Origin of the sequence: Mesorhizobium sp. WSM3859, from assembly GCF_002295065.1 — a bacterium.
GTDB lineage: Bacteria > Pseudomonadota > Alphaproteobacteria > Rhizobiales > Rhizobiaceae > Mesorhizobium.
Genome location: NZ_NSGG01000002.1, coordinates 205,231 through 217,912, shown reverse-complemented (window position 1 = coordinate 217,912; position 12,682 = coordinate 205,231). Strand labels below are relative to the sequence as shown.

10 protein-coding genes and 1 pseudogene are annotated in these 12,682 nt (G+C 63.0%); 4 read left to right on the top strand and 7 right to left on the bottom strand.

Features of this window, described 5'->3' with window-relative positions; translation table 11 throughout:
• Positions 1-88: 88 nt before the first annotated feature.
• The gene (locus tag CK230_RS04840; protein WP_095816052.1) at positions 89-1,000 is read right to left on the bottom strand and encodes a glycoside hydrolase family 26 protein; all 912 of its coding nucleotides are present in this window, start codon (positions 998-1,000) and stop codon (positions 89-91) included.
• Between the two features lie 548 nt (positions 1,001-1,548).
• Between CK230_RS04840 and CK230_RS04835 the strand changes: the two genes are divergently transcribed.
• Together CK230_RS04835 and CK230_RS04830 are read left to right on the top strand one after the other, a co-directional pair.
• Positions 1,549-3,429, top strand: a complete 1,881-nt coding sequence (locus tag CK230_RS04835; protein WP_095816051.1) for a cellulose synthase catalytic subunit — start codon at positions 1,549-1,551, stop codon at positions 3,427-3,429.
• A gap of 480 nt (positions 3,430-3,909) precedes the next feature.
• Positions 3,910-4,296, top strand: a complete 387-nt coding sequence (locus tag CK230_RS04830; protein ID WP_095816429.1) for a hypothetical protein — start codon at positions 3,910-3,912, stop codon at positions 4,294-4,296.
• A gap of 148 nt (positions 4,297-4,444) precedes the next feature.
• Here CK230_RS04830 and CK230_RS04825 read toward each other — a convergent pair whose 3' ends face one another.
• Complete coding sequence (locus CK230_RS04825) at positions 4,445-4,930, bottom strand: MarR family winged helix-turn-helix transcriptional regulator (protein ID WP_095816050.1); 486 nt, start codon at positions 4,928-4,930, stop codon at positions 4,445-4,447.
• A 90-nt stretch (positions 4,931-5,020) separates the two neighbouring features.
• On the opposite strand from CK230_RS04825, the pseudogene CK230_RS04820 reads away from it, so the two are divergent.
• Positions 5,021-5,383 (top strand): annotated as a pseudogene (locus CK230_RS04820) (antibiotic biosynthesis monooxygenase family protein); the annotation flags it as partial.
• 10 nt (positions 5,384-5,393) lie between these two features.
• Here the strand turns inward: CK230_RS04820 and CK230_RS04815 are convergent.
• The 3 genes from CK230_RS04815 to CK230_RS04805 form a co-directional block, all read right to left on the bottom strand.
• Complete coding sequence (locus tag CK230_RS04815) at positions 5,394-6,470, bottom strand: glycosyltransferase family 2 protein (RefSeq protein ID WP_095816428.1); 1,077 nt, start codon at positions 6,468-6,470, stop codon at positions 5,394-5,396.
• 5 nt (positions 6,471-6,475) lie between these two features.
• Positions 6,476-7,393, bottom strand: coding sequence for a lysylphosphatidylglycerol synthase domain-containing protein (locus tag CK230_RS04810; RefSeq protein WP_095816049.1), 918 nt, complete (start codon positions 7,391-7,393; stop codon positions 6,476-6,478).
• A 112-nt stretch (positions 7,394-7,505) separates the two neighbouring features.
• Positions 7,506-9,068 carry a glycosyltransferase family 39 protein gene (locus CK230_RS04805; RefSeq protein WP_245429844.1) on the bottom strand — a complete coding sequence of 521 codons (1,563 nt, stop codon included), beginning with the start codon at positions 9,066-9,068 and terminating at the stop codon, positions 7,506-7,508.
• A 346-nt stretch (positions 9,069-9,414) separates the two neighbouring features.
• Here CK230_RS04805 and CK230_RS04800 point away from each other — a divergent pair, with 346 nt between their 5' ends.
• Positions 9,415-10,023: a DUF995 domain-containing protein gene (locus tag CK230_RS04800; RefSeq protein WP_095816047.1), complete on the top strand. Its 609-nt coding sequence runs from the start codon at positions 9,415-9,417 to the stop codon at positions 10,021-10,023.
• A gap of 106 nt (positions 10,024-10,129) precedes the next feature.
• On the opposite strand, the gene galE is transcribed toward CK230_RS04800, so the two are convergent.
• Positions 10,130-11,257 carry a UDP-glucose 4-epimerase GalE gene (gene galE, locus CK230_RS04795; protein WP_095816046.1) on the bottom strand — a complete coding sequence of 376 codons (1,128 nt, stop codon included), beginning with the start codon at positions 11,255-11,257 and terminating at the stop codon, positions 10,130-10,132.
• Positions 11,254-12,312, bottom strand: coding sequence for a UDP-glucuronic acid decarboxylase family protein (locus tag CK230_RS04790; protein WP_095816045.1), 1,059 nt, complete (start codon positions 12,310-12,312; stop codon positions 11,254-11,256). Before CK230_RS04790 ends, galE begins: the two co-directional genes overlap by 4 nt.
• Between the last annotated feature and the right edge of the window lie 370 nt (positions 12,313-12,682).

The window sequence follows — 12,682 nt, the reverse complement described above, 5'->3', positions numbered from 1 at the left end:
AGCTTCGAGCCAGCCCCGCGGCAACCCCACTTAACATCTTTAGCCGGAGCCCGTCCCGGTCTGGCCGGGACGAGCATGATCACGTCTCTTACGGCAGGACGTGCTGGGTCACTCGCCAGTCGGGCAGGCCATAGCCGCCCAGCCATGGCCAGACTTCCTTCTGGTTGAAGTAGACGACCGAAGTCAGCGCCGGAAACTCCGCATAGGACTTGCGCGAATCGTCGGACCATTTGGACACGTAGTCCTGCTTTCCGACATAGCCCAATTCGGCGATGACGATCGGCTTGTTGAATTTCGCGACACGGTCATAACCTGGCTTCAGCGTCTCTTCGAAGGTCCGGTCGCGGCCGACCTCGTCATTGTCCTTCTTCTGCAGGCCGAACACCGACAGGCCGACGACGTCGACATAGTTGTCGCCGGGATAGTATTTTTCCAGGCCGTCCATACCCTTGGGCGACCACATGTATTTTGCCGCCGGCGCGGCCTTGCGGCAGACATCCACCTCGCGCTTGTAGGCGGCGATCCAGTCCTTCGGCGCCCAATTGGCCCAGGTGAAGCGGCCGTTGGTGTCTTCCATTTCCTGCGCCCAGCGGATGGTGACCGGGCTCTTCATCTGCCCGACGAGGTTGCAGATCGCCTGCATGTTGGCGTCATACTTGCCGCTCAATATGCCGTTCTTCAGCTCCGGCGGCGTGATGCGCCAGTCCTTCGACCATGTCCAAGGCTCGATGGTGATCAAGAGCGAGCGGCCGCGTTGCAGCGCGTAGGCATCGGCCAGAGGCAGCGTCGACAGGTCGACGTCTTCCCAAGGCAGGAACAGTTCCTCGATGCTGGCCGTCTTGTCATTGCTGAAATCGCCGTAAGGATCGTAGGAGCCGAACGCCGACGCGGCCGAGCCCGTCTTGATAGGATCCGTCCCGGCCGGCGATCCAGCCGACGCCGGCAAGGCCACGCCGAGAATGAGCGCCGAAACCAGCGCGGTTGCAGTGGAGAGTTTCATACCCGCCTCCATGGGCTTCAATGTCTCGCCGGACCTTGAAGCTTGCCACAACGTGCCGACCGAAACCGGCACGCAAACCCAAATATCGGTTGCCGACGTGGAAAATGCGGGTTTTCAGAGCGACTAGGACTGGCGCGCTTCTCGCGGTGCCGTCCACTATTGTTGTCTCTTCCGGCTCTATACACAGCCCTTGAAACGAGGTCGCCGCGATACTCACAAATTCGCGTCAACGTTACGATATTAACCCTTGCTTATATAAGAGCCTATGCTCGGTGAGAGTCAAGCGCAATTAACCCTTACTTAACCTTATCGCCACCGGCATGGTTAACGGGAAGGATGGCTCGCGCTGGCCCCGAGCGCTTCACACCTGCCGGCGTGCGGCCACGCGCGACCGGGAAGGTCGCGAGGCCGTGGTCGGTTAACCAGTTCCCAACAAGCTTGGTTAACGAAAACCTAATTTTGTTGACTCTGCATTAGCTTAGGCTGATTCTATAGCGGGGATGAATGCGTTCGATCGGCTTAGCCGGGCGGGCAGGGCGACGGGTAGTATGGGCGTATCTGGGGAAGCCGACGTTGTCGGCGGCAAAACGACGTCAATGGGCAAGGCTGGCGAGGTTTCGGCCGGCCATGGCCCCAAGGGCCCCTACCTTGTGCCCGTGCTCACGTCGCGCCAGCAATTGATCTTGCGGCTTGGCCTTGCTTTCTGGTTCCTCACGCTGGCTTTCTTTTGGTCCTGGTGGCTGCGGCCCGAGCATATCGGCCACATCGGCCCCTTTGCCTTCGCCACCATAGTGCTGGCCTGGCTGACGCTGATGCCGATGTATTTCCTGCTCAACGTCCATGCCTCGAGGAAGTCGTCGAAGCTGCACACGATCCCGAAGCGTTCACGCGTCGCCATGGTGGTCACCAAGGCGCCGTCCGAACCTTTCGCCGTGGTGCAGCGCACATTGGAAGCGATGCTGGCGCAGGACTATCCGCACGACACCTGGCTTGCCGACGAGGATCCATCGGAGGCGACGGTTCGCTGGTGCGACGCGCATGGCGTGCAGGTTTCGACACGCCGCGGCCGCGAGGACTACCACCGCAAGACCTGGCCGCGCCGCACGCGCTGTAAGGAAGGCAACCTGGCTTTTTTCTACGATCACTGCGGCTACGAGCGCTACCACTTCGTCGCCCAGATGGACGCCGATCACGTGCCGACGCCGTCCTATCTGAGGGAAATCCTCTATCCCTTCGCCGATCCTGGCGTCGGCTATGTCTCGGCGCCCAGCATCTGCGACAACAATGCCGACGAAAGCTGGGCGGCGCGTGGCCGGCTGTTCCCGGAGGGCATGTTCCACGGCCCCTTGCAGTCCGGCCACACAGGCGGTGGCGCGCCACTTTGCATCGGTTCGCACTATGCCGTCAGGACGCGGGCGTTGCGCGAGGCGGGCGGCCTTGGTCCGGAACTGGCCGAGGATCATTCCACCTCGATGCTGATCAACGCCGCCGGGTGGCACGGGGTGCATGCCATCGACGCCATCGCCAATGGCGATGGCCCGCAGACCTTCGCCGATCTCGTCACCCAGGAATTCCAGTGGTCGCGCAGCCTGGTGACGATCCTGCTCGAATACACGCCGGAATATTTCGGCAAGCTGACACCGCGGCTGAAGTTTCAGTTCCTGTTTTGCCAGCTCTGGTACCCGCTGTTCGCGGTCTTTGCGCTGATGATGTATGTGATGCCGATCTATGCGCTGGCCACCGGGCGCAATTTCGCCGACGTCATGTTTGCCGAGTTCGTCCTCTACTATGCGCCGAATTCGGTGGCGCTGGTTGGGCTGGTGATCATGCTCAAGGCCTTCGGCCTGTCGCGGCCGACGACGGCAAAGACGCTGAGTTGGGAAGGCACGCTGTTCCTGTTTTTCGCCCGCTGGCCGTGGGTGCTCTGGGGCACGCTGTCGGCCGTGCGCGACTATGCGACGAAATCCTTCGTCGACTTCCGCGTCACGCCGAAGGGCAGCGGCCCGAAGCATCTTCTGCCCGCACGCGCCTTCGCGCCCTATGTCGTGCTGGCGGTTGGCGCGGCCCTGCCGGTACTGCTGGTCAAACATCCTTTCGACGCCACCGGCTTCTACTGGTTCGCCGCCTTCAATGCCTTCCTCTATGGCCTGCTGGTCACGGTGATCATTGCCAGGCATGTTGGTGAGAACGGGATTTCGCTGCGCGCCAACGCCGCGAAATTCGCCCTGCATGCTTCTCTCGCGCTGATCGCGCTGGGTGTCCCTGTCGCCGGTTTCTACGATCGCGGTCTCGAGGGCATCTACGGCCTGCAGCAGGGGACCGGCGGCTTTCGCATCGTCAGGATCGCTTATGTGATTTCCGGCGCCGGCATGGGCGACATCGGCTCGCGCAAGTTTTATTTCGACCCCGGCTGGGAAACGCCGCGCTAGATCAGGATAACGTTCGTTGAATCGTCATCCTGATCTAACCCTTTGTTGGAGCATGATCTTTTCCGAAAACCGGTTCCCACTTTTCGGGATCATGCTCTAAAGCAATTTTCAGGCAAAGCATGAGCGCTTAGGTTCGGCGACTTCGCCATAGCCTGCCGTCCGGAATTGCGTCAAAACAAATGGGCGGACCGGGTCGCCGTTTCCGTGAAACAGTGAAACGCCTTGGGTTCCGGGCCCCCGTCGTCCCGGCATGTCCCTTTCGCTGGCGCGTGCCTGTCGTCCCAAAAGTTCAAATTTTAACAAACATCGACCGGATGCCGAAAGACGGTGCTCATCACGTCGTTTGCGCGAATTTTAATAAGTCTCCTCTAATATTAAGCCACGATGCGAGTGGATGTGAACCGCTTGCGCAATATGAACGAGAGGCGGGGAGAATATATCTCCTCGCTCCATCAAGAAATACTGCGGCAGGGGATGGCAATGATGAAACTCGCGAGAGGCGCGGTGGCGGTTGGCGGAAGATATGCCGTCGCGCTTGCCGCTGTCGCACTGGTCTCGATGGTGTCGGGCTGCCAGAGCATGGATACGATGAAAACCGGCTCGCTCAGCGTCAAGCCGGTGACAGAACAACTCGGCAAGAACAGGCGGCTGCATGTAGTCAATCGCAAGCCGATGACGCGCATGACCAGGGTGACGCGCGTCAGGGAAGAGGCCTATGCGGCTTTCGTGCGCCCGCAGCGGCTGCACATGCCGGCGCCGGTCAAGGTTTCCTGCACGCTGGGCAGCGTTGGCCCGCTGCTTGGCCATTCGCCCTGGATTTGCGGCCCGAGCGGCTTCGGCCAGCGCGCGGCCTGCCGGGCGCGTTGAACCAGGAAAGGCGTCGTCGCCGGGGGGCGCGAGCCGGAGGCGAGGGGAAGCGCGCAATGCGCGCGCTGCCTCTTGCCCTCCGGCCGCCAGTCGTCCCGGCGCCAGTCCACGAACCTCGTGGGTGACACACCCCACGGAACTGTAGCGGTCAGCGCTGCTCCTCCAGATCCGCGTCTCCTTCCAATCTTCGTCGCAGCACCGTGATCACGCCATGCATGGTGTTGATGTCCTCGACCGCGAGCCCTTCGGCGAGGTCGTTGATCCAGGGTGCCTGAAGGCGCATGGCCGCGTCGTAAGCCTCGCTGCCCTTGTCCGTCAGCATCACGAGCTGCGCCCGCCGATGGTGCGGATTGGTCTTGAAGGCGACGAGTCCCTCGCCCTGCAGGTCGTTGACGATGCGCTGCACGTTCTGCCGGTTGGCGCCGAGGTCGCGCGCCAGCCATGCCACAGGCTGTGGCCGTTCGGCCGCTACGATGGCTCCAAGAACCTGCCAACGGGCGCTGGTGAGGCCGAGATCGGCCACCAGCCTGTCGCCGGCTGCGCCGATGCGGCTGTTCAACCTGAACAGGTCAAGGATGAGATCGCTCAAGGCCTTGCCAGCCGTTGTCCGTTTCACATTGGACGAATTTGTCATTCTATATCCATATTGACATCATAATGTCAAACATAGTATGTATGCATGGTAACAGATTGACACCATAACACCATTATAAGGAGTTGCCCGATGATCCAAATGCGTTCTCTCGACCCTGCTTTCCCGATCGACCGTCAAGTCGCGCTCGACGCCAACGCCGTCGTGCTGGTCAATGTCTTCATACTCGACAAGGCCGACGAGCAGGCCTTCCTGGAGGTCTGGCAAGACGATGCAGCGTTCATGAAGCGACAGCCGGGCTTCATCTCGACCCAGCTGCACCGGGCGCTCGGCGACAGCCCGACCTATCTGAACTACGCGATCTGGGAATCGACCGCCGCTTTCCGCGCGGCATTCATGCATCCGCAATTCAGGGCGAAGGTTTCGGCCTATCCGTCCTCGTCGGTCGCTTCGCCGCACCTTTTCCAGAAAGTCGCCATACCCGGCATCTGTGTAAACTTGAGCGCTATTTCCGGCGCGGCTTCGCCTTCCCGATCTGCGGCTTGCTCGGCCGTTGCCAGCCGTCGCCTTCGCCAGGGGCGGGCTGTGGCCGCGCCACATAGGCGAGCGCGCCGTTGGCCTCGAGATAGACACGCGACAGCATCTCGGCCAGCACGCCCGAAGTCACCGCCTGCAGCCCGGCGATCACCAGGAAGAAGCCGGTGATGAGCATCGGCCTTGTGCCGATGTCCTGGCCCCAAAACACCTTGACCGCGAAGAGATAGGCCAGGATCAGCGAGCCGATGACGCCAAGCACGATGCCGATGCCGCCGAAGAAATGGCCGGGCCTGGTGCGGTAGCGCATGAAGAAGAACATGAAGACCAGGTCGAGCACGACGCGGAAGGTGCGCGAGATGCCATATTTCGACTGGCCATGGATGCGGGCGTGATGCGTCACCACCTCCTCGGCGATGCGGCGCGGCGTCGTCACCGTCGCCAGCCACGCCGGGATGAAGCGGTGCATCTCGCCATAGAGGCGCACGCTGCGGATGACGCTGCCACGGAACACCTTCAGGCTGCAGCCATAATCGTTCAGCCGCACGCCGGTGACGCGCGCGATCAGCCTGTTGGCGATGCGCGAGGGCAAGCGGCGCAACCAGAAGCCTTCCTTGCGGTTCTTGCGCCAGCCGGCGACGAGGTCGAGATCCTCGGTCAGCAGGCGATAGACCATGCGAGGAATGTCGAACGGATCGTTCTGCAGGTCGCCGTCGAGAGTCGCGATGACATCGCCGCGCGCGGCGTCGAGGCCGGCCTGCATGGCGGCGGTCTGCTTGTAGTTGCGCACCAGCTCCACGCCATGCACATGTGGCCCGTATTGCGCCGCCAGCCGGCGGATCTCGGTGGGCGTGGCATCGGTGCTGCCGTCGTCGACCAGCACCACTTCCCAGGGCTGGCTGTAATTCTCCATTGCCTGATGGATGCGCACGAGCAACGGCTCGACATTGTCGGCCTCGTTATACATCGGGATGACGATGGAGAGCTTGTGCTCGGGCATGACGGCGCCCTCGGGCAATCCGGAAGCCGGAATGGGAAGCACGTTCATGGCGGTCATTTCCTTGCCGGTCCCGCCGCCGGGGTTTCCGGCAGCGTCGATTTCGAGGGGAACAGCCAGGCGATCGCACCGGTGGCGACCGCCGAGCACAGGATGAAGAGATGCAGCGCAAGCGCCGCCTGCAGGCCGTCCTTCATGGCGATACCGGAATAAAGCAGCGCCGCGGCGGCGCCCGCCTCATAGGTGCCGAAGCCGGCGACGCCCTGCACCGGCAGGATGGCGGCGGCTTCCGCGCCGACGGCGCCCGGGAAAGCGGTCTGCAACGAGGTGTTGAGCAGCATGGCGAGCAGCCAGCCCTGCACGCCGAGCTTCAGTGCCCAGTTGGCGATCGTCCACCACCAGCCGTAGCGCGAGCGTCCCGTCGCCTCGGTGAAGATGTCGCGCAATTTGCCGAGCTTAGAGACGATCCTGCCGCCCGCCGTCCAGTTGTGCGGCGCGCGCGCCCAACGCGGCAGGTACCATGCGGCGGCGATAAGCGCCGCGATGCCGGCGGCCCTCAGCGCCGGATGCAGGCCCGGCCAGACAAGGCAGACCAGCACGCCGACGACGAAAGCGTCCTGCAGCCTGAACCAGAGAAGGGATGCGCTGGCGCGAACGATCGAGACGCCGAACACCTGGCGCAACAGGATCGGAAAGGCGGTTTCGCCGCCGCGGAACGGCACGATGTTGATCATCGCATTGTGGATCAGGATGACGCGCAGCGTGGCGCCGAAGCGGCCGTTCACGTCGTCGCGGAACTCGTCGCAGACGCGCAGCGCCCTGAGCACATAGGTGACGAACAGCGCCACCGCGACCGCCGCGAAAGCGACGGGCGTGATGGAGGCGAACGCATCGCCGACCATCTTCCAGCGCTGGTCGCTGGCAAGCCATGCCAGCAGCGCCAGGGTGACGATTATCGATATCGCTCGCTTCAACCAATTCTCCGATGGCGCCCACCGCCGCGTTGGCAGCGGAATACGGGTGGCTCGACAATTCACGCCTTTGTCCGCGGATCGCTCCGCCGGCACGCTTGAAACCGCGTCGCCGTCACGGGCGGGTGATCCTATAGACCAGCATCGTATCCGAATCCACAAGCTTGGTCGCGGTCCTGTCGAGGTGGTCGATCACCCCGTCATGATGTTCGACGAACAGCCGGTCCTGTTTGTCGGCGGCGTTCTTGGCGGTACCGAAATAATCCGCGCCCTGGGTCCGCAAGTCCTCGAGCTGGGCGATCGCGGTGGCGTCGTCCTCGACGAATTTCGACCATTCGACGTCGCCGCCGCCGGGCGGGAAGACCCAGCCGCGCGCCCGGCTGTAGTAGACCGCGACCGGATCGCCGGCCTCCGGCGCGATCGCGACGACGAGCTCGCCCGGCTGGACGAGCTGCGCCAGTTGCTCGCCGAGCAGCTTGCCGTTCATGGCGATCGGCGTCTTCATCGTCTTGAGCAGCGGAAAGGTGGAAAGCGGCAGCGCCAGCGCCGCGATGAAGGCCGAGCGCATGACGACGGCCGGGGTGAGCGCCGTTCGGGCGCCGAGCGTTGCCAGCACCAGCGCGCCACGTCCGCAGAACATCGCCAGCGGCACGTGGAAGATGTGGTAGTTCCATGGATTGCTGGTGATCTCGCGCGCCGCAGCGACGTAGACGATCGCCGCCGCCGCGAGCCAGACATAGGGAACGGCCGAAAGGACCCCCTCACCGGTTTCGTCGCCGGGCTTGGGCGGCATCCAGAAGCCAACGGCGATCAGCGCCATGAACGGATAACCGTAGAACCACCAGACCGAGGTATTCCAGACCGACTTGAGGTAGAAACTGTTCTTGAAGAACGTCCAGAAGCCGGAATCCCAGATGTAGCCGCTGCCGGCGACATGGTAGGGCGGGTAGCTGCGGCCGAGATAGATGGCCCAGCCGAAATAGGCGGCAACGACCGCCAGGCTGATCAGCCCGCTGAACAGCACCCGCGTCGCCTGCCTGTAGCGCCGTTGGAGGATCCAGCAGACCGTCAGGTAGAAAATGACGGCGCCAGCGGCGAGCCCCGGCGGCTTGGCCAGCGCGCCGAGCGTGAAGCTCGCTGTGGCCAGCGGCAGCAACCACGGCTTGCCGCCGGCCCAGTATTTCACGAACAGCCACACGCCGAGCGTCACCAGCGCAAGCATCGACGGATCGGGCAGGAACGAACTGTCGATCATCGCTGGCCCGGGCATCAGCGCATAGGCAAGGGCTGCCGCGTGCGCATGCGCCTCATCCCAGCAAAGCGCGGTCAGCCTGTGCAACGAAAACACCGTCACCATGCCGAACAGCGCGGCGACCATGCGGCCGAACCAGTCGTGCCAGCCGAAGAGTTGGTAGAGCAGCGCGGTGATATAGCTCACGATCTGGAATTCCCGGCCCTGGTAGCCGGGTCCCGGGCCGGTCCAACTGACCTCGGGAAAAAAGATGTTCCAGCTGCGCTGCTGGAAATTGTCGGCCATCATCGCGGTGCTTGTCTCGCGCCAGCTGAAGGCGTCGACCAGGGGCTGGGTGATGTCGTGAAAACGCGCGATGGCCGCAACCAGCAAGATCGCCAGCAGGATCGCGGTGTGGATGCGTGCGACGCCGACAGCCCGGCGCATGCCGGCAAACACCGCGCCTCGCAACTCACTCGTTTCCGCGCTGTCTAGCATGTGGAGCAGTCCCTGCCGAAGCTATTCTGGCGACATCCAATCGCCAAACAAGGTCAGACTATCACGACATTGTAATATCCCTGGTTAACTAACGGCTTGTAGTGATCACTTGAGGCTCGTTTCAGTTGACATCGCGCCGCGCGCGGCTGTTAATAGGTTCAAGGGCGATGATCGCGCAGCCATCGGGGCGACGGGGTCCCAGGCATCGTGACGGATCGCGGCAAGCCCGAAGAAACATCTTCCAGATCGTTAATCCTTGACCCGACCGCATCAGGGTCGAGAGGGGGGTATTGACATGCGTACGCTCATCGGGACGACAGCTGAGACCACATCGCCAAGCGAACCGGCTCGAGCCAGGGTGGGCAGGACCGGCCGGCTTGCGAGGCGCGGCTGGCTGGTTCTGTTCCTGGTCGCCTGCGCCCAGCTTGCCTTTTGCGGCGCAGCAGGCGCGACCGCGGCGAAGAACAGCGCGCCGGTCGAGGCGGCCGTCAAGCCCGATATTGCTCCGACGGCTTTCGAGCTGCAGCTTCTCTATGCCGACCGCACCTGGAACTGGAAGAACGGCGCCGCCTATTTCGGAATGGATAGGCGCCTGCATGCCTGGACGAAAGGGGAGGATTCGCCCGCCGTCGGCGAGGGCCGCTGGCTGGTGACGGAAAAGGGCAAGATGTGCATGGAACTTGCCTGGCGGTCCAAGACCTACTCCACCAAGCCGCAGCGTACCTGCTACAGCCATCGTGTCGAGAAGGGCAAAATCGAGCAGCGCAAGGATCCCGACGGCACATGGTATGATTTCAAGCACGCCAAGGACGATCCCGCCGACGAGCACCAGAAGTTCGAGGCGGGCAACACCAAGGGCGCGCAGTTCGATCAGGCCCGCAAGCTGATCGACAACAAGAGCTGAAGCAATTCCGAGAAAAGCGCGTTGGGTTCGGCGGTTTCGCCGTGGCCCTCGTCATGATTGCGCCCAGGCAACCCGCAACAAAGAATGGAGGCTCGCTGAGACGGCCTTAGCCGAACTCAGCGAGCCCACGCCCCGACACGTTACTCACAGGGCCGACCGCCGGCCTTGCGGGCCGGCGTTTCTGATTGGCGTTTGCTCCGCGCGGCGCGCGCAATGCACGCGGCATGGCGGCCGAAGCGCCGGAATCGCGCAGGGCCGGGCCGAGCCCGAAGAAGGGTGCGGCCGTCCTGACGATGGTGTCGATGTCGGAAAGTTGCGCCACGAAGCCCAGCTGTTCGCGGGCAAGGCCGGGGTCGGCGAAAAGCCCTGCCGGGTCGCCAGGCCGGCGCGCCTTGTACATGACCGGGACCGGCCGCGATGTGATCCGCTCGACCGCCTCCATGATCTGCCTGATCGAGACCCCGCAGCCAGTACCAAGGTTGACCGCAAGGCTTTTGCCGCCGGCCTCAAGATGCACGAGGGCCTTGAGATGCGCCCGGGCGAGGTCGCTGACATGGATGTAGTCGCGCACGCAGGTGCCGTCCGCGGTCTGGTAGTCGGTGCCGAAGACCTCGATCGCCTCGATCATGCCGGACGCCGCCATCAACACCCTGGGAATGAGATGAGTTTCCGGCGTATGCCATTCGCCAAGCTCGCCTTCGGGATCGGCGCCGCAGGCGTTGAAGTAGCGCAGGATCGCGTATTTCGTGCCGTAGGCCGAGGCATGGTCCCTGATGATCTGTTCGCCCATCAGCTTGCTGCGGCCGTAGGGGCTGATCGGGTTCTGCGACGAGGTCTCGCGCACGGGCAGCGCCTCGGGCATGCCATAGGTCGCGCAGCTGGATGAGAAGATGATGTTGCCGATGCCGTTCGCCCGCGCGGCCTCGAGCACGGCGATGGTGCCGGCGACATTGACCGAATAATAGTCCGCAGGGTCGCTGACCGACTCGCCGACATAGGCGAGCGCGGCGAAGTGGACGATCGCTTGCGGCCTGTGGATGGCGATGGCTCGCTCGAGCGCGCCGCGGTCGCGGATATCGCCGACCACCAGCGGACCCCAGGCCACAGCCTTCTGGTTGCCGCGGCTGAGATTGTCGTAGACCACCGGCAGGTAGCCGGCCGCCGCCAGCTGCTTGCAGGTGTGGCTGCCGATGAAGCCGGCGCCGCCCGTCACCAGGATGGGGCGGGCACTCATAGCGCGAAAGCCTCGCCGGAGGACAGATGGTCGCCGCGTGACGTCCCGGGCTGCCGGCGGCCCAGCAAGGCTTCGAAATAGCTGGCTGTGTAGGCCAACCCCTCGCTCAGTGCGACCTTTGGCTTCCAGCCGAGCTGCTGCTCGGCGAAGCTGATATCGGGCCGGCGCTGCCGGGGATCGTCGACCGGCAGCGGCCTGTGCACGATCCGCGAGCGGGAATTGGTGCAATCGAGGACGAGCTCGGCCAGTTCAATGACGGTGAACTCGCCGGGGTTTCCAAGGTTGACCGGATGGTTCGGCGCGGTCGGCAACCGCATCAGCCGCACAAACCCTTCGATGAGGTCGTCGACATAGCAGAAGGAGCGCGTCTGCGTGCCGCTGCCATAGACGGTGATGTCGTCCCCGCGCAGTGCCTGCACGATGAAATTGGACACCACGCGACCGTCATCGGGCCGCATGCGCGGCCCATAGGTGTTGAAAATGCGCGCGACCCGGATATCGAGGCCGTAGGTCCTCGAATAATCGAAGAACAGCGTTTCGGCCGAGCGCTTGCCTTCATCGTAACAGGCGCGCGGGCCGTGCGTGTTGACGTTGCCGAAATAGGCTTCAGGCTGCGGATGCACCAGCGGATCGCCGTAGACCTCGGAGGTCGAAGCCTGGAATATCTTGGCGTTGTGGCGCCGGGCAAGTTCCAGAAGGTTGATTGCCCCGAGCACGCTGGTCTTGAACGTGTGGATGGGATCGGCCTGATAGTGAGGCGGGGACGCCGGGCAGGCGAGGTTGTAGATCTCGTCGACGGCGAGATCCGTCGGCAACGTATCGACGACGTCGTGGTTGATGCAGGTGAAGGCGGCGTCGCGCGCGATGCCGGCTAGATTGTATCTTTTGCCGGTGTGGAAATTGTCCAGGGCGATGACTTCATAGCCGTCCGCAAGCAGTCGCTCGCACAAATGAGAACCCAGGAATCCCGCTCCGCCGGTGACCAGGGCCCGGCCGCGATCGATGCTCTTTCGACCCGATCGAACCGGCTTCAGAACTTTGATGACCCTATTCATGGCAACCTCGTACGCACACACGCTACCGTTCCGGGACGGGGCACTGCCCGACCAGGTCACAAAGGCGATTCCGTCCGCATTGCAGAACCGCCTGCACTGATGTGCGTCATAATTTTCTGAGTTCGCGGGGCTTGTTGCTCTACGGCTTGTCTTCGCCGCTAAGCGTCCCTTACGCCCCTAAATCGCGATCCACGAGTCGGTTGCCACCACCGCAGATTGCTCGCCCAAATTGCACACCCAACACATACAAAGATATACCTGTGTCGGGGGTAGTCAACTAAATTAGCGTTTCGTTAATCTCATGCCTTTGCAAGTGGTTAACCAAGGAGGGCGCGCACAGGGATCGTCAGCGGTGAGACGCTGCCCCGGA

Excerpts from the sequence above, each read along its gene's own strand:
- CK230_RS04800 (WP_095816047.1), top strand. The coding sequence starts at position 9,415 with ATGCGTACGCTCATCGGGACGACAGCTGAGACCACATCGCCAAGCGAA.
- CK230_RS04790 (WP_095816045.1), bottom strand. The coding sequence starts at position 12,312 with ATGAATAGGGTCATCAAAGTTCTGAAGCCGGTTCGATCGGGTCGAAAG.
- CK230_RS04830 (WP_095816429.1), top strand. The coding sequence starts at position 3,910 with ATGATGAAACTCGCGAGAGGCGCGGTGGCGGTTGGCGGAAGATATGCC.
- CK230_RS04805 (WP_245429844.1), bottom strand. The coding sequence starts at position 9,068 with ATGCGCCGGGCTGTCGGCGTCGCACGCATCCACACCGCGATCCTGCTG.
- galE (WP_095816046.1), bottom strand. The coding sequence starts at position 11,257 with ATGAGTGCCCGCCCCATCCTGGTGACGGGCGGCGCCGGCTTCATCGGC.
- CK230_RS04835 (WP_095816051.1), top strand. The coding sequence starts at position 1,549 with ATGGGCGTATCTGGGGAAGCCGACGTTGTCGGCGGCAAAACGACGTCA.
- CK230_RS04840 (WP_095816052.1), bottom strand. The coding sequence starts at position 1,000 with ATGAAACTCTCCACTGCAACCGCGCTGGTTTCGGCGCTCATTCTCGGC.
- CK230_RS04815 (WP_095816428.1), bottom strand. The coding sequence starts at position 6,470 with ATGAACGTGCTTCCCATTCCGGCTTCCGGATTGCCCGAGGGCGCCGTC.
- CK230_RS04825 (WP_095816050.1), bottom strand. The coding sequence starts at position 4,930 with ATGACAAATTCGTCCAATGTGAAACGGACAACGGCTGGCAAGGCCTTG.